Below are 21,765 nucleotides of genomic sequence, written 5' to 3'. Positions count from 1 at the left end.
GGCGAAAGCCGGCATCGGCAGCTGGGCGCAGCTGTTTCTCAAGTTCGCCATCAGCCACCCGGCGGTGACCACGGTAATCCCTGCGACGGGCCGCCCCGAGCGCCAGCTCGATCAACTCAAGGCCGGGCATGAACCCTTGCTCAGCCAGGCGCAGCAACAGGCGCTGATCCAGCAGTTCGGCTAAGGCCATGGCCCGCTGGCGCAAACAGCTGGAGCAGGGACTGAACATCCGGCCTGGCGAGGGGCCGGCCGTTGTCGCGGGGCTTGCACTGTTCTACCTGCTGTTCACCGGCTACTTCATGCTGCGCCCGGTGCGCGAGACCATGGGTGTGGCCGGGGGTGTCGACAACCTGCAGTGGCTGTTCACCGGCACCTTCATCGCCACCCTGGCATGCCTGCCGCTGTTCGGCTGGCTGGCCTCGAAGGTGCGGCGGCGGCATATCCTGCACTGGACCTACGGGTTCTTTGTCAGCAATTTGCTGCTGTTCGCGGTGTTGTTCGCCCGTCAGCCGGACGACGTAGGGCAGGCGCGGGCCTTTTATATCTGGCTGTCGGTGTTCAACCTGCTGACCATTTCGCTGGCCTGGAGCGTGCTGACCGACCTGTTCGCCAGCGAGCAGGGCAAGCGCCTGTTCGGCCTGCTGGCGGCGGGTGCGAGCCTGGGCGGGCTGAGCGGCCCGATTCTGGGCGCGCTGCTGGTCGCGCCGTTGGGCCATGCGGGCCTGGTCATGCTGGCGGGCCTGTTTCTGCTCGGCAGCATGGTCGCGGCCGAGTACCTGCAGCGCTGGCGCGACCGCCACCCCTTGCCTGCGGCGAGTGAACAACCCGGCTCGCGGCCTTTGGGCGGCAATCCCTTCGCCGGGGCAACGGCCGTGCTGCGTTCGCCGTATCTGTTGGGCATCGCCTTGTTCGTCGTACTGCTGGCCAGCGTCAGTACGTTTCTGTATTTCGAGCAGGCCCGCATCGTCAGCGAAACGTTCACCGACCGCACCCGCCAGACCCAGGTATTCGGCCTGATCGACAGCGTGGTCCAGGCACTGGCGATCCTTACCCAGGTGTTCATTACCGGGCGCCTGGCCAGGCGCATGGGCGTCGGCGTGCTGCTGGTGGCCGTGCCGCTGGTGATGGCGGCAGGTTTCCTGTGGTTGGCGCTGGCTCCGGTGTTTGCGGTTTTCGTGGTGGTCATGGTGGTTCGCCGGGCAGGCGAGTACGCGCTGGTAAGGCCGGGGCGAGAAATGCTCTTCACGGTGTTGCCGGCCGAGGACAAGTACAAGGCCAAGAACTTCATCGATACCGTGGTCTATCGGGGCGGTGACGCCTTGAGTGGCTGGGTCAAGCGGGCGCTGGACGTGTTCGCCGAGCACCCGCAGCTGGCCATGCTGATCGGCGCGCTGATCGCCGTGGGCTGGGGCCTGACCGGGGGCTGGCTGGGCAGGCGCCAGCGTCAACTGGACAGCAGCGACGGACAACCCGGCGCACCAAATAAGTAACGCCCGTTTATTTAACGCCACCGGTCCGAACGCTTGGCGATAAAACGAATCCCTCGCTATCGCCGAACTCCGAACCTATGTACGGCGTTCTGCCGTGCATTTCCGAAGTCACATGAGGTTTCAGACCATGGCTAACAAAGAGAACAGCCGTACCGGCAGCCAGGGCGGCCAGGGTGGCACCAAGAACCCAGGCAACTTCGCCAATGACCGGCAAAAAGCTTCCGACGCCGGACGTAAGGGCGGGCAGTCCTCCGGCGGCGGCATGAGCCAGGACCGCGAATCGGGCCGGAAGGATGCCGATATGAACAAGGACCGCGAGTCAGGCCACAAGGGCGGCCGCTCGTAATTGAAGCCTGCGCAGTGCCGGGGCGACCTGGCACTGCATGGCGCAAGGTTTGCCGAACACTTGCATTCGGGCAGCGTTTGCCGACAATGGCTGCGCCCTCGCAAGCCATTCGGAACCGCCCGCGCCATGCTGCTCATCAAGCAATTCCCCCATATCTCCCTCGCCGACACCCTGTTCGTCTTCGCCCTTGAAGCCGAAGCCGGTAGCGTGTTCGCCGACGTCAACACGGTGTTCACGGGCATCGGCAAGGTCAATGCCGCCATCGCGCTGACCAAAGCGGTGCAGCAGCATCGCCCCAAGCTCATCGTCAACCTCGGCTCGGCCGGCAGCCAGCGCTACGGCAAAGGCGAAGTCGTGTGCTGCACGCGCTTCGTGCAGCGCGACATGGACGTGACCCCACTGGGCTTCGCCCGCTACGAGACGCCGCTGTCGGACATCCCGGTACTGCTGGAGCATGGCGAGGCCATTCCCGGCCTGCCACTGGGGACCTGCGGCAGCGGCGACAGCTTCGAGGTCAACCACGGCGAGTCGCCCTACGACATCGTCGACATGGAAGCCTATGTGCTGGCCCTGATCGCCCGCACGGAGGGTATTCCCTTCGTGTGCCTGAAATACATCTCCGATGATGCGGGCAGTGACGCAGCGGACGACTGGTCGGTGCAGGTCCACCTGGCGGCGGAGGCCTTCAAGCGCGTGTTGTTCGGCAGCGAAGGCTGAGGGCCACGGCGCAATTGGAGTAAACCTTCACGGCGCCGCGCAGTCACTTCAAGTAAGCGCCCGACTTTTTCGGGCCCAAGGAGGTGGCTGATGACCCTTGTCTGCCTGCTGCGTGGCTGCCACTGGCGTACCCTGGTGAGCGCTGAGGCCAATGGCCTGGTCTGCCAACAGTGCGAGCGCTGCGGCGCGATGCGCTCCAGCCAACCGCTGCAACCTTAGGAGGCTCGCCATGGCCAGGGCAATCTGGAAAGGGGCGATCAGTTTCGGCCTGGTGCATATCCCGGTCTCGCTCAACACCGCCGTGCGCACCGAACGGGTCGATTTCGACTGGCTCGACAAGCGCAGCATGGAGCCGGTGGGCTACAAGCGGATCAACAAGGTCACCGGCAAGGACATCGACAAGGACAACATCGTCAAGGGCGTCGAGTTCGAGAAGGGCCGCTACGTGGTGATCAGCGAGGAAGAAATCCGCAGCGCTCGGCCCGAAGCGACGCAAACCATCGACATTTTCTCCTTCGTGGCCGCCAGCGAAATCCCGTTGCAGCACTTCGATACGCCTTACTACCTCAGCCCCGACCGTCGTGGCGGCAAGGTCTATGCGCTGTTGCGCGAAACGCTGGAAAGCACCGGCAAGGTCGCCTTGGCCACGGTAGTGCTGCACACCCGTCAGCACCTGGCGCTGCTGCGCCCGCTGGAGGATGCGCTGGTGATGATCACCCTGCGCTGGCCTGGCGAGGTGCGTGGGGTGGAGTCGCTGGAGCTGGACAAGAGCGTGACCGAAACCAAGGTCGACAAGCGTGAACTGGACATGGCCAAGCGCCTGGTCGAGGACATGAGCGGGACGTGGGCGCCGGACGAATACCATGACGCCTTCCGCCATACCATCATGGACCTGGTCGAGGAAAAGGCCAGCAAGGGCAAGATCAGCGTGGTGGACAAGGGCGAAGCGGTGCCAGAGAAGGGCGCCGATATCATCGACCTGACCGAACTGCTCAAGCGCAGCCTCGGCGGCAAGGGCGGCAAGAAGGCACCGGCAGAGAAGGCACCGGCAGAGAAGAAACCGGCCAAGCGCCCGCGCAAGGCGTCCTGACGCGGGCAGTGCTACTGCAACGTCGAGTCCAGACGCGCCAGATAATCGCCAAACCCGTCCCGAGCCCGGCTATCGCGGCGGCTGCTGGTCGCCACGCTATGTTTGGCCGTCCACACGATCTGCGCGCCGCTGGCCTCCAGGTCATGCACCAGTTGCACGTCCTCATGGGCCGCCAGCGGCCGGAATCCCCCGACGCGTTCATAAGCCTGCGCACAGACGCCCAGATTGGCACCGTGGATGTGCCTGTGTCCCTCGCAGGCCTGATAGCCACTGAGGTAGCGCTTGCGCAGTGCGGCGCGTTGCCAGGGTTGCCAATGCGCGATATGCACCGTGCCGCAGACCACTTCGGCGGTGCAGGCGAGCTGTGACAACAGCCAGTGTGGCGGGACCTGACTATCGGCATCGGTACAGGCCAGCCAGCAGGCACCGCGCTCGAGCATCAGCGCCGCCCCGAGCCGCCGCGCCATGCCGACGCAGCCAGCTTCCACCGCCAGGGTATGCACGCCATGCTGCCGTGCCACGGCGGCACTGCCATCGACGCAACGGTCCAGTACCACCAGCACTTCGACCCGATGGCCTGCCTGCTCGGCCACCGCCACTGCCGCGGCCATGGCCTTCAGGCAACGGCCCAGGCGCCGGGCTTCGTTGTGCGCCGGGATCACCACCGCGATCATGGGCAGGTCTCTTGCAGATCGACCACGCTGGGCTGGCACGACCAGTACTCCAGCACGAAGTCCGCTTCCTCGTGGCGGCAAACCGGATACAACGGCAGGTGCCTGGCCAGCAGGTGGTGAACCTGACGCCCATCCTGCGGGCAGCCGGCGATCGGGTGCAGCCAGTGACAGGCCAGAACACCGCCGTCGCAGGTCAGGCTGCCCACTGTCTGCTCGATGACCTGCAACCAGTCGGTCGGGTCCATGTAATAGCCGAGTTCGCTGAGCACGATCAGGTCAAATCGCCCACCCGGCCAGTCGACAGGCAGCCGGCCCTCGACGACCGTGGCATTGGGCATGGCGGCCAGGCGCTCACGCGCCAGCCGCACGGCCGTCGGGTCAAGGTCCTGGCACAGCAGTTCGGCACAACGCTCGGCCAGCGCGGCGCTCAGCTCGCCGTTGGCGCACGCCGGTTCGAAAACGCGCTGGTAGTACTGGCGCGGCAGGCAAGCCATGAGGAGATCGCGCTTGCGCCGCTCGTACCAGCGCGTGCGGAACGCCCAAGGGTCCTCGTCGTGGGCGTACAGGTCGGCGAAATAGTGCGCATCGAGGCTCATGACCAATCCCCTAGATAAAGACCAGTTCAAACGGCTGCAGCAGACATTCCAGCAGGTCGGGCGGCAGTACCGCAGGTCGCTCCTGGTCCGGCTCCAGCTGGCTATGGTGCGCGGCCAGGGCCTGGCGCTTGCGGGCCAGGCGGGATTCGTCGAGGGCGATGCGGTGCGCCCGTGACCAGGGCAGCCGTGGGTCGTCGGGCTGCGCCCAGTGCCAGGCCCATACCGGCACTTCGACCAACTGCACTTTGCGCGCCTGGGCCGCTTGTGCCGCTGCGCGGCCGAGTGTCTCGTGGTCGCAGTGCCCGTCGCCACGCCAGGTGGTCATCAGCAGGTCTTCGGGCCTGAGCAACTGGTTCAGGTGGTTGACCAGGAACGCTTCGTCGCGGGGCAAGGCGCCGTCCTTGAGGTGCAAGCGCCGCCAATCCAGCTGGTTGAGGTCCAGGTCCAGCTGTTGCAAGGCATGCCGGCTTTCCAGCGGTCGCTGGCGGCGCAGACGGTGTTCGGTCCAGGTCGACGAGTCCGGGTGGCTGCCTTCGCCGTCGGTGGCGGAAACCAGCAGCAGGTCCTGCTCGCGACCGTGCATACCCGCCAGCAGGCCGCCGGCCATGAGGATCTCGTCATCCGGGTGTGGGGCCAGCAGTACCAGGCGCCGGCCTGGCGGGCACAGCTGATCGGGGGTGAGCCAACCGGCACGGGCCAGGTGCGCCGACTGCTGCCAGGCGGCCCAGGGCGTGCCGTTGCTGGCCTGGATCAGGTTCTCGCTCATAGCTGCCAGGCTCCTGCCGGCACCTGGGCCAGCTGCTGTCCAAGGGTGGCCAGGTCGCGTTCGGCGTGGCTCTGGCGCAGGAACACCGGCAAGTCGGCGCTGAGCCGGGCGAAGTGGCTGCTGCGGCAGAACGGCGTTGCGCCCAGCGCGCGGCCTACATGGTGGATGACCTGTTCGACCGACTGTTCCACCTGGGCACGCACGCGGCGTACCTCGAAGCTGGCGTCGGCGCCCGGTTGGCGGTCGATCCAGGCGGCGCACGCACGCAACGCTGCCCGGGCGCCACACAGGGCAGCGTCGACAGCGCCCAGATGCGCCTGGGCATGGGGATCGGGGTGGGGTTTGCGGCAATGCTCGCGCAAGTAGTCGGCCAGGGCCTCGGCGGCGCCGTACCAGCAGGCGGCAATGCCCGCGCCGCCATGCCAGAAGCCCGGACGCGTCAGGTATTGGCCTGGCTGGCCGACCGCAATGCCGGGCGCATCGTCGAATTCGACCTCGACGCTGGTGGTGGTGGCCATCCCGACCGCCTGCCAGTGCTCGACCTGCAGGCGCTGGCGGGTATGGGCCAGTTCGATGGCCACCAGCTGCGGCTGGTCATCCTCGGCCCAGGCGGTGATCAGCGCGCGGTCGATCTGCAGGGCGCCGGAGCACCAGGCCTTGCGCCCGGCCAGGCGCACCTGGTCGCCGTCCCGGGCGACGATGCGTGCACGGGCATCGGGTGGCTCGGCGGCCCACACGCCCCATACGGCATCACCCACCCGGTGCGCGGCGCCACATTCGGCCAGGATCGCCAGGGCGTCGGTATGCCCCTCGTACAGTTTCGCCAGTGCCAGGTCGCAGCCGGCTACCCGCGCCAGGGTCTGCCAGCGCTGCAGGGTATGGCCCTGGCCGGGCAGTGGCAGCAGGTCGAGGTGGTCAGCCAGCAGCGCCTGCATCAGCTCGGCCAGCTTGGTGTCGAGGTTGAGTGCCTGCGGCCGTTCGCTGAACGTGCGCAACAGGCTGTCGAGGGTGTTCAAGTCGAAATCCTGGATGATGCTCATGCCATCCCCATCTGTTTGCGCATGCGCGCGGTGATCGATTGGCGGGTCTTGGCCAGGTCGGCCCAGGGGTCGTCGAGGTCGGCCAGGCGCTCATGCAGATTGCCGATATGCCATTGGTTGGCACCTTTGAGTTGAGCCAGCTCCTCGCGCCAGATCGGCACCGACACCGGCAGCCCTTCGCGGGCGCGCAGGGAATAGGCGCAGGCGGTGGTGGCGCCCTGGCCGTTGCGCAGGTAGTCGATGAAGATCCGCCCGACCCGGTTCTTCGGCCCCGACACGGCGCTGAGGCGGTCGGGGAACAGCTTGGCCAGGTAGTCGACGATGGCGTGGCTGAAGTCCTTGACCTCGTCCCAGCCGGCCCGCCGGGTCAGCGGCACTACGAGGTGCATGCCCTTGCCGCCACTGGTCTTGAGAAACACCTTCAGGCCCAGTTCGTCGAGCAGCGTCAAGGTCAGCTGGGTGGCGTCGAGCATGGCTTTCCACGGCAGTGCCGGGTCCGGGTCGAGGTCGAGCACGAAGCGGTCGGGCTTGTCGAAGGCCTTGTTGGTGGCATTCCAGGTGTGCAGTTCGAGCATGTTCATCTGGACTGCGCCCAGCAGGGTATCGGGGCGATTGATGACCATCGCCGCCTGGCCAGCCTCGGCTTTGTCGTAGCTGAGCAAGTTGGGGAGATGCAGCTGGGCGGCATTTTTCTGGAAGAACAGCTCGCCCGTCAGGCCCTCCGGGGCGCGCACCAGGGCCACCGGACGGTCCTTGAGCTGGGGCAGGAGCCAAGGCATTACCTGGGCGTAGTACTCGGCCACGTCGCGCTTGCTGGCGCCTGAAGTGGCATCGATCACCCGGTCGGGGTGGGTCAGGCGCAAGGCGCCCAGCGGCTCATCGTGGGGCTGATGGCGGGGGATCTTCTTGCCGGGCATCGGGCGCTCCAGGTCGATGGCAGTGGCGGGCTTGTCATCGCGCAGGCCGTGGAACACCGCGTGGCGTACCGAGCCGTCGCGGGTCATCTGGGCGTAGGCGACTTCTGCCAGCAGTTGCGGCTTGAGCCAGTGCACGCCGCGGGCTTCGACGCCGATCGGCGGGTTGGCCAGGGCGGGTTTGGCCACTTCCAGGGGCTTGAGCCGGGCATGGATCGTGCCCAGGGTGGCGGCGCTGAAACCGCTGCCGACCTTGCCGGCGTAGCGCAGCTGGCCGCTGTCGTTGTCGTGAAGGGCCAGCAGCAGTGCACCGAAGGCCGTGCGGCTGCCCTTGGGATCGGTGTAGCCGACGATCACGAACTCCTGGCGCTGCTTGCACTTGAGCTTGATCCAGTCGGCACTGCGCTTGCCCAGGTAGGGGCTGCCCAGGCGCTTGCCGATCAGGCCTTCGAGCTGCAGGCGGCAGGCGCTGTCGAGCAGGGACTCGACCGGCTGGTCGAAATCGGCGGAGTATTCCAGCACCTCGGACTGTTCGTCCTCCAGCAGCTTGGCCAGGGCCGAGCGCCGGTCCTCCAGGGGCAGCTGGCGCAGGTCATGGCCACCGAGGTAGGGCAGGTCGAACAGGTAGTAGACGATCTGCTCGTCATTGTCGGTGTCGAAGGCGTTCTGCAGGGCCTGAAAATCAGACACGCCATGCTCGCCCTTGACCACCATCTCACCATCGAGCCAGGCCGAATCGAGGCCCAGCGCGCGCAGCGCTTCGACCTGCCTGGGCATCTTGCTGCTCCAGTCATGGCCGTTGCGGGTGAACAGGCGAACATCGTCGCCTTCGATACGGGCCAGCACCCGGTAGCCGTCGAACTTGACCTCGTAACGCCAGTCGCCGCTGGGCGGTGAGTCGACCAGGGTAGCCAGCTGCGGGTGCAGCTGGGCGGGCAAGGCCGCTTTCTTGCCCGTGGCCGACCGTTTGCGCCTGCCAGGCGCCTTGGCGGCCTTGGCAGGATGGCGTGGTACCAACGTACGGTCGCTCAGCACGCTGTCGGGTTGGGCATCGACGATGCTGTAGTCCGACTCGCTGCGGGCCTCGCCGTCGTTGGACTTGACCAGCATCCACTGCTCTTTCTTGCCCGCCAGGTGGGTGCGGAACAAGTTCCACACACCATTGAGCTTCTCGCCCTGCAGGCGAAACCGCAGCTTTCCCTTGGCATAAGCTTGCCGGGCGTTGCCTTCGGGCTCCCAGATGCCACGGTCCCAGACGATCACGTCGCCGGCGCCGTAGTGACCCTCGGGGATGTTGCCCTCGAAACTGGCGTAGTCGAGCGGGTGGTCCTCAACATGGACGGCCAGGCGCCGCACTTTCGGGTCCAGGGACGGGCCTTTGGGGATGGCCCAGCTTTTCAGCGTGCCGTCGAGCTCCAGGCGAAAGTCGTAGTGCAGGTGGCTGGCGTCGTGTTTCTGGATGCAGAACTGCAGGGCATGGGCCTTGGCACGCCCGCGCTTGCCGCTGGGCTCGGGCGTGGCGTTGAAATCGCGCTTGCGCTGGTACTCCTGCAGGGGCTTGGCCATGACGGGCTCCGGGACGATACGCGGGTCTCTAGAAATGGGAGGGAGCAGGGCGCCGGCGAGTTCAAAAAATCGCCAGCGGAAAAACTCTGAATCATTGCCCTCCAGGGGTAGTCAAAAGCCTGTAACGAGTTGAAATACCTGGATGACGGAGAGCTGACATGTCCCGACCCGATAACCCCAAGCCCTATACCCCTCGCGAAATCGATGACACCGAAGACCGCATGGGCAATGTCCACGAACTGGATTTCAACGAGCGCGACGACGAGCGCCAGGGCCGCGTCGGGGATGAACGCCCGGCACGCGAAGTGGACGAGGAATTCCCCCCGCGGCGGGTGGCCGAAAGCGGCATGACCGGTGGCGAGACGCTGAGCGACAGCCTGCACGAGGACAACGTCACCTGGGACGACATGAGCCCGGACACCCTGCTGGATGAAAGCGGGGCGCGCGACGACGAGGAGCCCGGCACCGACGACGGCCCGGCCGACCAGATGCTGCGCAGTGTCGACGAGCACGAGATTGGCGGTGGCATTGGCCTGGACGAAGCCGAACTGGCCCGTTCAGACCCGTTGGACGGCGAGCCCTGGACGGATGATGTCGTCGATGAAAAACCGAGGAAATGACCATGAACGAGCAACGCTGTGCGTGTCCCCATTGTTCCTGCACGGTGGACGGCAACGCCCTGATGCAGAACGGCAAGGCGTACTGCTGCGAAGCGTGTGCGTCCGGGCATCGCGACGGTGAACCGTGCAGGATGGGCGACTGCAAGTGTGCGGAGGCGTCGCAGCCCCGTGAGAGCACGGTGGACAATGCGCTGGATGAGACCTTCCCGGCCAGCGACCCGATCTCACCTTGAAGCAACGGTCTTGTCTGGCGAAGCAGACAATGCGGAGGATGGCACCGGCCTTGCCGGTGTTCGCGGGGCAAGCCCGCTCCCACAGGAGTCGCGTCAAGGGGGCAAGACAGTTGCTCCCCGCAGTACGGTTCCAATCGCATGGACCAGGCTGAAGCTAAATCTTTGTGGGAGCGGGCTTGTCCCGCGAACACCGGCAAAGCCGGTGCCATCAGTGCGTCTGCCAAATACCATTGTTGCGCTCGCAATCGCTGCGGGCCTGGCCCAGGCTTGGCGTGTCGTAGTAGTAGGTGATCACCCGCGCATCCTTGGGCAATGCGGGGCGCGTCGAGGGCCCATCGCCGACGCCACCAGCTTTCGGATTGGCCAAGGCTTCCTGGGTCAGTGGCGCGATGCAACTGCCGACACTGCCATCGGCGCAGCGGGCCACCTTGTGCTTCTCGGTGCTGAGCATTTCCTTGCTCTCGTTGCTGCAGGACCAGTTGATCGCCTCCGCTGGCATGTTGCCGAAGCTGTAGCAGGTATGCCCTTCGACAGGCTTGACCGCCTCGCTAGAGGAGCGGGTGACCACATCGCACGCCTCGGCCAGCACCTCGGCGCTGGCCAAACTGCCCAGCATCACCATCAACAGGGATAAACGCATGTGCCACCTCCCGGGCGCGTGGCCCGTGTTCAGGTCTTGCGTAACGTCGCTTTACCGCGTTGGCGCATGGTCCGGGCGCGTTTCTCCAGGACCAGGTAGGTAATCACCGCCAGCAGCAACGGGATCAGGTAATACAGGGTGCGATACCCCAACAGCGCCGCCACCAGGCTGCCCTGGCCCAGCTGGCCATGCAGCAGGGCCAGAAATACGGCCTCCAGCACCCCAAGCCCGGCGGGAATGTGCGCCACCACGCCAGCCACGCAACTGATGAGCAGGATGCCGAGTATCGACGGATAGAACAGATCACCCGGTAGCAACCAGTAAATCAGCGCCGCCATCAGCGCCCAGTTGCTGGCCCCCAGCGCCACCTGGCATAGCGCCAGGCGCAGCGAGGGCAGGGTGATTTCGTGCTCGCGGATGTGCCAGGTACGCCGTGTGGCGAATGCGCAGGCCAGCAGGTAACCCACGGCTACCGCCAACAGTACGAAGCCGACCCCCTGCAACCCGGTCACGCCTAGCGCCCAGCTTTCCGGCAACTTGACCAGGCGCAAGGCGAACACCGTGCCGGCCAGCAGCATGTAGCCCATCCAGTTGGTCAACAGGCCCAGGGTGAGGATCCGGGTGATGGTCGCCGTGTCCAGCCCCAGCCGGCCATACAGCCGGTAGCGCAATGCCACGCCACCGACCCAGGTGGTGAAGTTCAGGTTGAACGCATAGCAGACGAACGCCACCGGCAGTACCTGACGCGCCGGTAGTTGATGCCCGGTATAGGCCCGTGCCAGCAGGTCGTAACTGGCAAAAGTCAGGTAGCTGCACAACGCCAGGCCCAACCCGACAATCAAGGTGCTCGGTTTGTACGCCACCAGCGACTGGCGCACTTCGTTCCAGTCCAGGTTGCGCGCCAGGGTATACAGCAGCACCGGGATCAGCACGATGAACAGCACGGTCAGAACGCGCTTGCCCCAGGTCTGCCAGGGTTTGTCGGTCATCAGGTTTTGCCCTCGTGTAGGTCGCCCTGGGCCTGCACCTCGGGCTGTACCGAACGCAGGCGCTGCCGATGTGCGGGGAACCAGCCGGCAATGCGCGGGAAGTGGCGGATAACGTGGAAACACATGAAGATCAACGGCGCGCGCCACCAGTAACCGCGCACCATGCGTTCCAGGGTCACCCGCTTGCACTGTTCGCTGGCCAACCCGGTCAGGTGCTGGTAGAGGTGCTGGTTGAAGGCACGGTCGCGGATCAACAGGTTCGCTTCAAGGTTGAACGACAGGCTCAGCGGGTCGAGGTTGCTCGACCCCACGGTCGACCACTGATCGTCGACCAGCGCCACCTTGCCGTGCAGCGGTCGCTGGCAGTACTCGTGGATATGCACCCCATCGCGCAGCAGGTAGTTGTACAGCAGCCGCGACAGGGCGCGTACCCAGCGCATGTCCGGCTGGCCTTGCAGGATCAGCGTGACCTCTACGCCGCGTCGCGCGGCATTGCGCATCTCGCGCAACAGGCGGTAGCCGGGAAAGAAGTAGGCATTGGCCACCACGATGCGCTGACGTGCGCTGCGAAAGGCCTCCAGATAGCAGGCCTCGATCTCGGTGCTGCGCCGCGCATTGTCGCGCTCGACCAGCACGGCGCTGGCCGACCCGGCGCTGGCGACGGCGGGGCGGACCTCGCTGGGCGGATCGAGCACCGGCGCCATCAGCCGCCGGCTCGACGCATGCACCTGCGCCACCACCGGCCCACAGACCTCCACGGCATAGTCCTGCTTGGCCATCGGGCCAAAGTCTTCCAGGTGATCGGCGCTGTAGTTGATCCCGCCTATGAACGCGCGCTTGCCGTCGACCACCACGATCTTGCGGTGCAGGCGGCGGAACAGGTTGGTGCGCATGCCGGCCAGGCGCGGTTGCGGATCGAATGCGTGAAAGCTCACGCCCGCCTCGGTCATCGCCGCAAGAAAGGCGTCCGGCAGGTCTGCCGTGCCGTAGCCATCTGCCGCCAGCTCCACCCGAACACCGCGCTGCGCAGCTTCGATCAATACCTGTTGCAACTGCTGGCCGACCTTGTCGTCGTAGATGATGAAGGTTTCCAGCAGGATTTCTTCCTGCGCCTGGGCCATGGCCTCGAACACGCGGGGGTAATACCCCTCGCCATTGACCAACAGCTCGACGCTGTTGCCCTCCACCCAAGGTCTGTTCACAGGTTGATCTCCGCAGCCAACGGGGCATGGTCGGACAGGTGCGACCACGGGTATTTGGACAGCACCTGGGCTTTGCACGGCATGGCATTGCGCAGGTAGATGCGGTCCAGGCGCAGCAGTGGCAGACGCGCCGGGAAGCTGCGCGCCGGGCTGCCGAAACGTTCGCCGAAGGCTTCCACCAGGCGCTGCGAGAGCACGGCATCGGCTTTCAGGCGCCAATCGTTGAAATCGCCCGCGATGATTACCGGCGCGCTGGCCGGCAAGCTGTCCAGCAGGTCGAGCAACAGCCTCACCTGGCTTTGCCGGTGGGCTTCACGCAGGCCCAGGTGCACGCAGACCGCATGCACCTGGTCATGGCCGGGCACGTCCAGGCGACAGTGCAACAGCCCGCGCTCCTCGTTGCCGTGGATCGAAATATCGAGGTTGCGGTGCTCGACGATGGGGAATTTCGACAACAGGGCATTGCCATGGTCGCCATGCGGGTAGACCGCGTTGCGCCCATAGGCGAACTGCGGCCACATGCTGTCGGCCAGAAATTCGTACTGGGGCGTCTGCGGCCACGCCGGATGGCGCTGGGCATGCTGCTCATGACTGCCATGTACTTCCTGGAGAAACACCAGGTCGGCACCGCTGGCGCGCACCGCTTCGCGCAACTCGGGCAGGATGAAACGCCGGTTCAGCGGGGTAAAACCCTTGTGCACATTGATCGTCAGTACGTTCAGGCGGTGCACCGCGGCCACCTCGGGCAGTCTGGCGCAGCTATCGCTCATGGCCGTCTCCATTGCAAGGCACTTCCGTATCAGGGCGTCTGGAATTGCGACCTACCAGAAGGGGCAACGGTTCAGCGTGGTCTGATCAATGGCCGGCAGTCCGAGGCGCGGGAACTTTGCCGTGGTGGGCGTTTCCACCGAAGGACAAAGCCTGCTTGGGAGCGTTGGAATGAAATTCGACCGTTTCGCGCAATGGCTGGCCAATTGGACCGGACGCCCGTGGTCCTTCGGGGTCGCCTTGTTGCTGATCCTGGTGTGGGGCGTCAGCGGACCGCTGTTCGACTTCAACGACACCTGGCAACTGGTGATCAACACCTCGACCACCATCATCACCTTCCTGATGGTGTTCCTGATCCAGAACACCCAGAACCGCGACAACGACGAACTGCACATCAAGATCGACGAACTGCTGCGCACCACCCGCCGTGCGCACAAGGCGCTACTGGACCTGGAGGACATGGACCCCGCCCAGTTGCATGCCCTGCGCAAGCAGTATCAACGGATGGGCGAGCGCAGTGACGATGGGCAAACGACCGACGAAGACGCACGCGACTGAAGGTCTGTCCGTTTCACTGGAATGACCCGCCAACCTTTGGAGGCAAGCATGGCCAGACACATCATCCACTTCACCGGACCGATCAATTCATCCACTTGCGGCAACCTGATCAACACCTGTGGCAAGGCACTGCAACAGGGCGCTGACGTGGTGCAGTTGAATATCGCCACGATGGGCGGGGAGTGCAGCTACGGCTTCACCCTGTACAACTTCCTGCGCGGCCTGCCGGTGCCCTTGCATACCCATAACCTGGGCACCGTCGAGTCGATGGGCAATATCCTGTTCCTTGCCGGCGACCACCGCACCGCCTGCGCCCGCAGCAAGTTCCTGTTCCACCCGTTCCACTGGACGCTGCACGGGTCGGTGGACCATGCGCGCATGGCCGAGTATGCGATGAGCCTGGATTATGACTTGCGGCTGTACGCGCAGATCGTCGCCGAACGTACCGAGGGCGCCAGCGAGGTGCTGGACACAACGCGCTACCTGATGGCCTATCCGCGTATCCTGGGGCCTCAGGAGGCGCTGGACAGCGGAATGATCCAGGCCATCGATGAAATGCCCATGGAGGCCGAGGTTGCCCAGTGGAGCGTGCATGCGTGACGGTGGCACCGAAGCGGCTGGGTTTAGCGCACCGAAGCGGCCAGCACCCGGTCGCAGGCGAGCAGGGCCTGGATCAACCGCTTGATCTCGCACTTGAGCGCTGGCAGCTGCTCCAGGTGCTGGAAGCAGCACTCGGCGATCTCCTTGCGCGCCGTTGGCCGCGGTGCATCGGCGAAATCGGCGGCAAATACGTAATGCACCCGCTCCAGCGTTTCGTAGCGCATCAAGAAGGTCAGTTCGTCAGCCTGCAACCCGGTTTCCTCCAGCAACTCGCGCATGGCCGCCTGGCGGGGCGTCTCGCCGGGCTCGACCTTGCCACCCGGCAAGGTCCACGCCCCCTTGGATTTTCGCACCCACAGCCATTTGTGCGTGTGCTTGCCATGCCGGCAGATGATGGTTGCCCGGTGTTTGACTGGCTTCATGCAACCTCCTGCGGTGAATCCCTGTTGTTTAAGGGATTGGTCAGCGTGTTGCAATGAACGTTCTGTTCAACGCCGAAATCCTGTGCGCAAGCATTTGCCTTGGCGGTGTTTCGTGCCACCGGTCAGCCCCGGTCAATCCGATTGAGCAGACGCGCGCCGCAATGGTTCGGAAACAGGGCATGGCAACGATTCATGCGTCCAAATCCATCACAATGCAAGGAGATACGACATGTCGGATGAGCAAGAGCGGACCGGACGACGTGGCGGCAGCAAGGAAACCAACCCCGGTAACTTCGCCAATGACCGCGAGCGAGCATCCCGCGCAGGCCACAAGGGCGGCCAGGCTTCTGGCGGCAATTTTGCCAATGACCGTGAGCGGGCAGCGCAAGCAGGCCGCAAGGGTGGGCAGAACAGCCACGGTGGCGGGCGTCAGCCCCATTGAACAGCGAATCAGCGGGGCCTGCGGGCCTCGCTTCAGATTGTTCGACAATTTTTTGAATCTTTCCTGCGCGGCATCACTCCATGAAGTGTCATCCATGGAGAACAGGAGGGCCGCGTGATGCCTAATCCCCAGCTGTACATCATCGACTACCAACTGCACGGTGAGCCGCGCAACTTCATCATTCGCCTGGACCGGCTGGACAACGCCGAGGCTTGGCATTGGGCGAGCTGCGATGCGGGGATCGGCATCATTCCCAAGTTCGGACGGGAGAAGATCAAGAAGGTCAGCAGGCCCATGGCCGAGCGGTACGGGATTACCGAAGTGCGTTGGCGGGTGTCCGGGGACAAACCCCAGTCGACCCATCAAGCGCCCGATTCGGGGTCGCTGGCCGGTACGCCAGGCTGACGCTGATCGTCGTCGGCGACGTTGGGGTCGGCATCCGGGTCGTCGGCCCGGTCGTTGCGTTCCGGGTCCAGTTCGGGCCAGTCATCCTGGGCGTTGCCGCCGCCCATTTGCAGTAGGTCGTTCATGACAGTCTCCGCGGTGGTTGATGCACGTTGGAGTGCTGCGCAGGAGAGGATGATCGCTTTATGTGCAGCCAGCCCCGACCAATGGCGTCAGGTACGTGCTGAGTTGTCTGGACCGGCCTCTTCGCGGGACAAGCCCGCTCCCACAGGTACACCCCATTTGCTGACGTTTGCGGCGAACCTGTGGGAGCGGGCTTGTCCCGCGAAGCGCCGCGAAGGCGGCGCTCGATTTCAAGGGCGGTAAACTTCTACCGACCTGCCTCTGAACCCTCCCGCTTCAACACCAAGGTCAGAATGTCATAGCTGGCCACCAGCTCACCCAGCTGGTTGGTCACCTCCACATCCCACGCCACCACACCCTGCGGCTGCCCCAGCGGGCTGGTCTTGCCCTGGTCGATCTTGCGTTTGCAGGTCAGGCGCGCCTGGATGGTGTCGCCGATGCCCACCGGGTTGATGAAGCGCAGGGTATCCAGCCCGTAGTTGGCCAGCACCGGTCCTGCACCCGGCGACACGAACAACCCGGCCGCCGCCGACAGCACGAAGTAGCCATGGGCGATGCGTTTGCCGAATTGCGATTCCTTGGCCGCGATCTCGTCGAAGTGCATGTAGAAGTGATCGCCCGACAGGCAACCGAAGTTGACCAGGTCCGCTTCGGTCACGGTGCGGCGGTGGGTCAGCAGCGACTCGCCGATGCGCAGCTCGTCGAAGTAGCGACGGAACGGATGCACTTCGGTCTCGATCACCTCGGCACCGCGCACATACTCACCAGTTACGGCGCTGAGCATGCTCGGCGAACCCTGTACGGCAGCACGCTGCAGGTAGTGCTTGACCGCGCGCAGACCGCCCAGCTCCTCGCCACCACCGGCGCGGCCGGGGCCGCCGTGCTTGAGCTGTGGCAGCGGCGAGCCGTGGCCGGTGGATTCTTTCGCAGCTTCGCTGTCCAGCACCAGCAGGCGACCGTGCCAGGCGGCGGCGACCGGGATGGCCTTGGCGGCCACGGCGCGGTCGGCGGTTACCAGCGAGGCGACCAGGCTGCCTTTGCCGCGCGCGGCCAGGGCCAGGGCTTCGTCCAGGTCGTCATAGGCCATCAGCGTGCTGACCGGGCCGAACGCCTCGATATCGTGGGCACCGCCCTCGGCATGCGGGTCGCGGGCCTGCAGCAGGGTTGGGGCGAAGAAGGCACCTTCGGCAACCCCTTCGCCACGTGGGCTGAAGCCGTCGCTGGCGCCGAACAGCTGATCGCAGCTCTGCAGCAGGCTCTGCACGCGCTCACCAACGTCACGCTGCTGATCATGGGAGGCCAGGGCGCCCATGCGCACGCCTTCCACCGACGGATCGCCGACCACCACCTTGCTCAGGCGCTCACGCAGGCGCGTGGCGACGGCGTCCAGGTGCTTGGCCGGTACGATGGCGCGGCGGATGGCGGTGCATTTCTGCCCGGCCTTGGTGGTCATTTCGCGGACCACTTCCTTGATGTACAGCTCGAACTCTTCGCTGTCCGGCGTGACATCCGGGCCGAGGATGGCGCAGTTGAGCGAATCGGCCTCGGCGGTGAACGGCACCGAGTGGCGGATCAGGTTCGGTGTGACGCGCAGCTTGGCGGCGGTGTCGGCGGAACCGGTGAAGGTCACCACGTCCTGGCCCTGCAGGCGGTCGAGCAGGTCGCCCGTGCTGCCGATCACCAGTTGCAGGCTGCCCTCGGGCAACAGACCCGAGGCATTCATCAGGCGCACCACGGCTTCGGTCAGGTAGCTGGTGGAGGTCGCGGGCTTGACGATGCAAGGCATGCCGGCCAGGAAGGTCGGGGCGAACTTTTCCAACATGCCCCAGATCGGGAAGTTGAAGGCATTGATGTGCACGGCAACGCCCGCACGCGGCACCAGGATATGGCTACCGGCGAAATGACCTTGCTTGCCCAGCGGGATCGCCGGGCCTTCGTGCACCAGGTTGCCCGAGGGCAGCTCGCGGCTGCCGATGCCCGCGTAGGCGAACAAGGTGGAATTGCCGCCTTCGATGTCGATCCAGCTGTCGGCACGGGTAGCGCCGCTGTGGTGGGACAGTGCGTAGAGCTGCTCCTTGCGCTCGGCCAGGTACAGGGCCAGCGCTTTGAGGCGCGCGGCGCGCTGCTGGAAGTCCATGGCCATGAGCGCGGCCAGGCCGCGAGCGCGGGCGAAGTCCACGGCTTCGGCAAAATCCGGGCGCTCTTCGTGGCTGTAGGCCAGGACGTGGCCGTCGAGGGCACTGCGCAGGGCCTGGGCGCCGTGTTGGCCGATCCAGCGACCGGCGATGAAGCTCTGCAGGGTTGGGGCGTCAGACATGCTGTTCTCCATTCTCGAATAGGGGGGCGCTGTTACCACAGCGCCAGGGTGTAGCCGATGATCAGGCGGTTTTCGTCCACGGCGTTGGTCAGGCCATTGCCGGAACGGAAGGTGACGTTGCGCCAGCGCAGGCTCACGTCCTTGAACGGGCCGCTCTGGATGACGTAGGTCAGGTCGGTGTCACGCTCGCGCTCACGGCCATTGCTGACCGTGGCGGTTTCGGCGTGGCGGCCGTCGGTGTAGCGGGTCATGAAGCTCAGGCCGGGAATGCCCAGCGCGACGAAGTCGTAGTCGTAGCGCAGCTGCCAGGAGTCGAGCCCGGCGCGGGTGAAGGTGTTGAAGGTCACCAGGTTGACGGTGAACGGGTCGCCGCCATTGACGAACGGGAAGGCGCTGTCACCGGACATCTGTTGCCAGGCGGCGGTGAACTTGTGGGCCCGCACGCCCAGGGTGAACATGGCGTTGAAGTTGCGGTTGTCGATGTTGCCGGCGCGCTCGGCGCCGTCGTTGCGGCTGTCGAAGTAGCGCAGGTCGCTGCGCAGGCTCAAGCCTTCACCCAGCGGGCGGGTGTCGACCAGGCCGACGAACTGCTGGCGGTAGATGTCTTCGAGCTTGCCGTAGTAATAGCTGACGGTCGTCTGTGGGGTGATCGCGTAGCTGCCACCGGCGAAATCCAGGTGATCGCTGGTGGCGGCGCCCAGGCCCATGTCGTCGCGGCCGGACGAATCACGCAGGTTGACCTTGTCCAGACGCCCGGCGTTGAGCGTCAGGTTGCCGATGTCCTGGCTGGTCAGCTGGCCGCCCTGGAAGGTCGAGGACAACAGGCGCGTGTCGTTGTACATGACCACCGGCAGCATCGGCTGCAGGGTGCCCATGCGCAGGGTGCTCTTGGACACGCGTACCTTGCCGGTCAGGCCCAGTTCGCTGTAGTTGTCCACCGGTTCATGGCTGTTCGGGCCGAACGGCAGCAGCCCGGTGTTGCGCCGGTCTGGGCTGGAGTCGAGCTTGATGCCCAACTGGCCCATGGCATCCAGGCCGACGCCGACCGGGCCGTCGGTGAAACCGGACTCGAAGCGCGCGGTGAAGCCTTGGCCCCATTCTTCTGCCTTGGCCTGGGGCGCATTGTCCTGGCGAAAGTCGCGGTTGATGTAGTGGTTGCGCAGGTCCAGCCGCGCATGGCTGTCGCCGATGAAGTCGGCCACGGCCGGCAAGGGCAGGGCGAGGGTGGCCAGCCAGGCGGCGGATTTCAGGTGCATGCGGTTCATTGTTGTTATACCCGACAGAGTCAACGATCAGTGCTTGCTGGCGCCGGCGGCGCCGATTCCGGTCATGGAACGGATGAACTGGCCCAGGTAGCGCCCACGCTCTTCACGGGCACGTTCGGAGCTGTCCGTCACCGAGAACGCCCAGGCACTGAGGAACGCCAGGCTCATGGAGAACAGCGCAGGGTTGCTGTAGGGGAACAGCGCCTGTTGGTTGTGCAGCACGTTGACCCACACCGCCGGGCCCAGCACCACCAGCACGATCGCCGACACCAGGCCGGCCATGCTGCCAATGACCGCGCCGCGCGTGGTCAGGCCTTTCCAGAACATCGAGAGCAGCAGCACCGGGAAGTTGACCGACGCCGCCACGGCCAGCACCAGGCCAGAGAGGAAGGCAATGTTCTGCGACTCGAACACCAGGCCCAGCACCACCGCCAGCATGCCGATCACCAGGGTGGCGATACGCGACACGCGCATTTCTTGCTGTTCCGTGGCCTGGCCTTTGCGCACCACGCAGGCATAAAGGTCGTGGGACACCGCCGAAGCGCCGGAAAGCGCAAGGCCCGCGACCACGGCAAGGATGGTGGCGAACGCCACGGCGGAGATGAAGCCGAGGAACAGGTTGCCGCCTACTGCCTGTGCCAGGTGCACGGCGACCATGTTGCCGCCGCCGATGATCGCGCCGGCGGCATCGCGGTAGGCAGGCTCGGTGCCGACCATGACGATGGCGCCGAAGCCGATGACGATCAGCAGCAGGTAGAAGTAGCCGATGAAGCCGGTGGCATAGAACACGCTCTTGCGCGCTTCCTTGGCATCGCTGACGGTGAAGAAGCGCATCAGGATATGCGGCAGGCCCGCCGTGCCGAACATCATGCCCAGCCCCAGGGAAATCGCATCCACCGGGTTCGACAGCAGGCCGCCCGGCGCCATGATCGCCTGGCCCTTGGCATGCACGGCCACGGCACTGGCGAACATCGCCTCGGTGCTGAAACCGAAGTGCTTGAGCACCATGAAGGCCATGAAGGTGGTGCCCGACAGCAGCATGACTGCCTTGATGATCTGCACCCAGGTGGTGGCCAGCATGCCGCCGAAGGTGACGTAGGCGACCATCAGCACACCGACCAGCATCACCGCGTACAAGTAGTCGATGCCGAACAGCAGTTCGATCAGCTTGCCGGCGCCGACCATCTGCGCCACCAGGTACATCAGCGCCACGGCCAGGGTGCCGAACGCCGAGCTCAGGCGTACCGGGGTTTGCGCCAGGCGGTACGACACCACGTCGGCGAAGGTGTACTTGCCCAGGTTGCGCAGGCGCTCGGCGATCAGGAACAGGATGATCGGCCAGCCGGCCAGCACGCCCAGGGCATACAGCAGGCCGTCGTAGCCGTTCATGAACATCATCGCGGATATGCCCAGGAAGGACGCGGCGCTGATCATGTCACCGGCGATCGCCAGGCCGTTCTGCATGCCGGTCAGGCCGCCGCCTGCGGTGTAGAAGTCGCTGGCCGAGCGGGTACGCAGGGCGGCCCAGCGGGTCACCAGCAAGGTGAAGCAGACGAACACCATGAACATCGAGATGGCGGTCCAGTTCATTGCGCGCACTCCTGCTTGACCTTGTCGTTGAGCGGGTCGAGCACATTGTTGGCGCGGTGCACGTAGATGCCGGTGAGGGCGAACGACAGCAGCACCATGAGCACACCGACCAGCATGCCGACGGTGGTCACGCCGCCGCTCAGGGATTGGCCGAGGGTGCTGGGGGAGAACGCCACCAGCAGGACGAAGCCGTAGTAGATCACCAGCATGGCCAGGGTCAGGGTGCCGTTGAGACGGCGCTTGCGCCGGACCAGGTGCTGGAAGTCGGGGTGATTGCTGATGCTTTCGATGTGTTCGGGGGTCATGGCAAGCGATCTCTGGGTTTTGTAATTGTTTTATGAGGTCACGCGGGTGTTGCGGTGTTGCAGAGAGCCTCTTCGCGGGGCAAGCCC

24 protein-coding genes and 3 pseudogenes are annotated in these 21,765 nt (G+C 65.2%); 12 read left to right on the top strand and 15 right to left on the bottom strand.

What is annotated here, in order from left to right:
- The 6 genes and pseudogenes from PMI38_RS02035 to ku form a co-directional block, all read left to right on the top strand.
- Positions 1-184: pseudogene (locus PMI38_RS02035) on the top strand (aldo/keto reductase); the annotation flags it as partial.
- 4 nt (positions 185-188) lie between these two features.
- Positions 189-1,490 carry an NTP/NDP exchange transporter gene (locus tag PMI38_RS02030; RefSeq protein ID WP_008090018.1) on the top strand — a complete coding sequence of 434 codons (1,302 nt, stop codon included), beginning with the start codon at positions 189-191 and terminating at the stop codon, positions 1,488-1,490.
- 127 nt (positions 1,491-1,617) lie between these two features.
- Positions 1,618-1,836, top strand: coding sequence for a KGG domain-containing protein (locus tag PMI38_RS02025; RefSeq protein ID WP_008090016.1), 219 nt, complete (start codon positions 1,618-1,620; stop codon positions 1,834-1,836).
- Between the two features lie 126 nt (positions 1,837-1,962).
- Positions 1,963-2,553, top strand: a complete 591-nt coding sequence (locus PMI38_RS02020) for a phosphorylase family protein (protein ID WP_008090014.1) — start codon at positions 1,963-1,965, stop codon at positions 2,551-2,553.
- Positions 2,554-2,643: 90 nt separating this feature from the next.
- Entirely contained in the window at positions 2,644-2,772 is a 129-nt protein-coding gene (locus PMI38_RS27685) for a PSPA7_2676 family Cys-rich small protein (protein ID WP_008090012.1), read from the top strand.
- A 10-nt stretch (positions 2,773-2,782) separates the two neighbouring features.
- A complete protein-coding gene (ku, locus tag PMI38_RS02015) occupies positions 2,783-3,643 on the top strand; it encodes a non-homologous end joining protein Ku (RefSeq protein WP_008090010.1) in 861 nt (286 codons plus the stop codon).
- An 11-nt stretch (positions 3,644-3,654) separates the two neighbouring features.
- On the opposite strand, the gene PMI38_RS02010 is transcribed toward ku, so the two are convergent.
- The 5 genes from PMI38_RS02010 to ligD are packed head-to-tail and all read right to left on the bottom strand — an operon-like array spanning position 3,655 to position 9,199.
- Complete coding sequence (locus PMI38_RS02010; RefSeq protein WP_008090008.1) at positions 3,655-4,317, bottom strand: glycosyltransferase; 663 nt, start codon at positions 4,315-4,317, stop codon at positions 3,655-3,657.
- Positions 4,314-4,913, bottom strand: a complete 600-nt coding sequence (locus PMI38_RS02005) for a class I SAM-dependent methyltransferase (RefSeq protein ID WP_008090007.1) — start codon at positions 4,911-4,913, stop codon at positions 4,314-4,316. Before PMI38_RS02005 ends, PMI38_RS02010 begins: the two co-directional genes overlap by 4 nt.
- 10 nt (positions 4,914-4,923) lie before the next feature.
- The gene (locus PMI38_RS02000; RefSeq protein WP_008090006.1) at positions 4,924-5,679 is read right to left on the bottom strand and encodes a PIG-L deacetylase family protein; all 756 of its coding nucleotides are present in this window, start codon (positions 5,677-5,679) and stop codon (positions 4,924-4,926) included.
- On the bottom strand, positions 5,676-6,719 hold the full coding sequence (locus PMI38_RS01995) for an acyl-CoA dehydrogenase family protein (protein WP_008090004.1): 1,044 nt from the start codon (positions 6,717-6,719) through the stop codon (positions 5,676-5,678). The genes PMI38_RS02000 and PMI38_RS01995 overlap by 4 nt, the downstream gene beginning before the upstream one ends.
- The gene (gene ligD, locus PMI38_RS01990) at positions 6,716-9,199 is read right to left on the bottom strand and encodes a DNA ligase D (protein ID WP_008090003.1); all 2,484 of its coding nucleotides are present in this window, start codon (positions 9,197-9,199) and stop codon (positions 6,716-6,718) included. The genes PMI38_RS01995 and ligD overlap by 4 nt, the downstream gene beginning before the upstream one ends.
- Positions 9,200-9,357: 158 nt before the next feature.
- Between ligD and PMI38_RS01985 the strand changes: the two genes are divergently transcribed.
- Both PMI38_RS01985 and PMI38_RS01980 read left to right on the top strand, forming a co-directional pair.
- Positions 9,358-9,819 carry a hypothetical protein gene (locus PMI38_RS01985; RefSeq protein ID WP_008090001.1) on the top strand — a complete coding sequence of 154 codons (462 nt, stop codon included), beginning with the start codon at positions 9,358-9,360 and terminating at the stop codon, positions 9,817-9,819.
- Between the two features lie 2 nt (positions 9,820-9,821).
- Positions 9,822-10,052: a metallothionein gene (locus tag PMI38_RS01980; RefSeq protein WP_008089999.1), complete on the top strand. Its 231-nt coding sequence runs from the start codon at positions 9,822-9,824 to the stop codon at positions 10,050-10,052.
- Between the two features lie 208 nt (positions 10,053-10,260).
- On the opposite strand, the gene PMI38_RS01975 is transcribed toward PMI38_RS01980, so the two are convergent.
- The 4 genes from PMI38_RS01975 to PMI38_RS01960 are packed head-to-tail and all read right to left on the bottom strand — an operon-like array spanning position 10,261 to position 13,653.
- Positions 10,261-10,692, bottom strand: a complete 432-nt coding sequence (locus PMI38_RS01975; protein WP_008089997.1) for a hypothetical protein — start codon at positions 10,690-10,692, stop codon at positions 10,261-10,263.
- Positions 10,693-10,721: 29 nt separating this feature from the next.
- Positions 10,722-11,681 carry a lysylphosphatidylglycerol synthase domain-containing protein gene (locus PMI38_RS01970; RefSeq protein WP_008089995.1) on the bottom strand — a complete coding sequence of 320 codons (960 nt, stop codon included), beginning with the start codon at positions 11,679-11,681 and terminating at the stop codon, positions 10,722-10,724.
- Positions 11,681-12,883 carry a cardiolipin synthase ClsB gene (gene clsB, locus PMI38_RS01965; protein ID WP_008089992.1) on the bottom strand — a complete coding sequence of 401 codons (1,203 nt, stop codon included), beginning with the start codon at positions 12,881-12,883 and terminating at the stop codon, positions 11,681-11,683. The genes PMI38_RS01970 and clsB overlap by 1 nt, the downstream gene beginning before the upstream one ends.
- Positions 12,880-13,653: an endonuclease/exonuclease/phosphatase family protein gene (locus tag PMI38_RS01960; RefSeq protein WP_008089990.1), complete on the bottom strand. Its 774-nt coding sequence runs from the start codon at positions 13,651-13,653 to the stop codon at positions 12,880-12,882. The genes clsB and PMI38_RS01960 overlap by 4 nt, the downstream gene beginning before the upstream one ends.
- A gap of 169 nt (positions 13,654-13,822) precedes the next feature.
- Here PMI38_RS01960 and PMI38_RS01955 point away from each other — a divergent pair, with 169 nt between their 5' ends.
- Together PMI38_RS01955 and PMI38_RS01950 are read left to right on the top strand one after the other, a co-directional pair.
- Positions 13,823-14,209: a low affinity iron permease family protein gene (locus PMI38_RS01955; RefSeq protein ID WP_008089988.1), complete on the top strand. Its 387-nt coding sequence runs from the start codon at positions 13,823-13,825 to the stop codon at positions 14,207-14,209.
- A 48-nt stretch (positions 14,210-14,257) separates the two neighbouring features.
- Complete coding sequence (locus tag PMI38_RS01950) at positions 14,258-14,809, top strand: ATP-dependent Clp protease proteolytic subunit (RefSeq protein ID WP_008089986.1); 552 nt, start codon at positions 14,258-14,260, stop codon at positions 14,807-14,809.
- A 23-nt stretch (positions 14,810-14,832) separates the two neighbouring features.
- Here the strand turns inward: PMI38_RS01950 and PMI38_RS01945 are convergent, their stop codons facing one another.
- Positions 14,833-15,231 carry an NUDIX hydrolase gene (locus tag PMI38_RS01945; RefSeq protein WP_008089983.1) on the bottom strand — a complete coding sequence of 133 codons (399 nt, stop codon included), beginning with the start codon at positions 15,229-15,231 and terminating at the stop codon, positions 14,833-14,835.
- Positions 15,232-15,514: 283 nt separating this feature from the next.
- Between PMI38_RS01945 and PMI38_RS26280 the strand changes: the two are divergent.
- Both PMI38_RS26280 and PMI38_RS26275 read left to right on the top strand, forming a co-directional pair.
- Positions 15,515-15,673, top strand: a pseudogene (locus PMI38_RS26280) (general stress protein); the annotation flags it as partial.
- Between the two features lie 117 nt (positions 15,674-15,790).
- The gene (locus tag PMI38_RS26275) at positions 15,791-16,078 is read left to right on the top strand and encodes a DUF6555 family protein (RefSeq protein WP_008089980.1); all 288 of its coding nucleotides are present in this window, start codon (positions 15,791-15,793) and stop codon (positions 16,076-16,078) included.
- Here the strand turns inward: PMI38_RS26275 and PMI38_RS26970 are convergent.
- From PMI38_RS26970 to PMI38_RS01920, 5 genes and pseudogenes are all read right to left on the bottom strand, one after another.
- A complete protein-coding gene (locus tag PMI38_RS26970) occupies positions 16,036-16,203 on the bottom strand; it encodes a hypothetical protein (RefSeq protein ID WP_008089978.1) in 168 nt (55 codons plus the stop codon). The genes PMI38_RS26275 and PMI38_RS26970 overlap by 43 nt on opposite strands.
- 245 nt (positions 16,204-16,448) lie before the next feature.
- Positions 16,449-18,518 (bottom strand): phenylacetic acid degradation bifunctional protein PaaZ, encoded by a 2,070-nt coding sequence (gene paaZ, locus PMI38_RS01935; RefSeq protein ID WP_008089975.1) that lies wholly within the window; start codon positions 18,516-18,518, stop codon positions 16,449-16,451.
- A 32-nt stretch (positions 18,519-18,550) separates the two neighbouring features.
- Complete coding sequence (locus PMI38_RS01930; protein WP_008089974.1) at positions 18,551-19,783, bottom strand: OprD family porin; 1,233 nt, start codon at positions 19,781-19,783, stop codon at positions 18,551-18,553.
- Positions 19,784-19,810: 27 nt separating this feature from the next.
- Positions 19,811-21,379 (bottom strand): annotated as a pseudogene (locus PMI38_RS01925) (cation acetate symporter); the annotation flags it as partial.
- Positions 21,370-21,678 carry a DUF485 domain-containing protein gene (locus PMI38_RS01920; RefSeq protein ID WP_008089970.1) on the bottom strand — a complete coding sequence of 103 codons (309 nt, stop codon included), beginning with the start codon at positions 21,676-21,678 and terminating at the stop codon, positions 21,370-21,372. The gene PMI38_RS01920 and the pseudogene PMI38_RS01925, both read right to left, overlap by 10 nt.
- Positions 21,679-21,765: the final 87 nt, after the last annotated feature.

Source organism: Pseudomonas sp. GM84, from assembly GCF_000282535.1.
Taxonomy (GTDB): domain Bacteria; phylum Pseudomonadota; class Gammaproteobacteria; order Pseudomonadales; family Pseudomonadaceae; genus Aquipseudomonas.
This window is presented reverse-complemented; position numbering and strand designations above follow the sequence as displayed.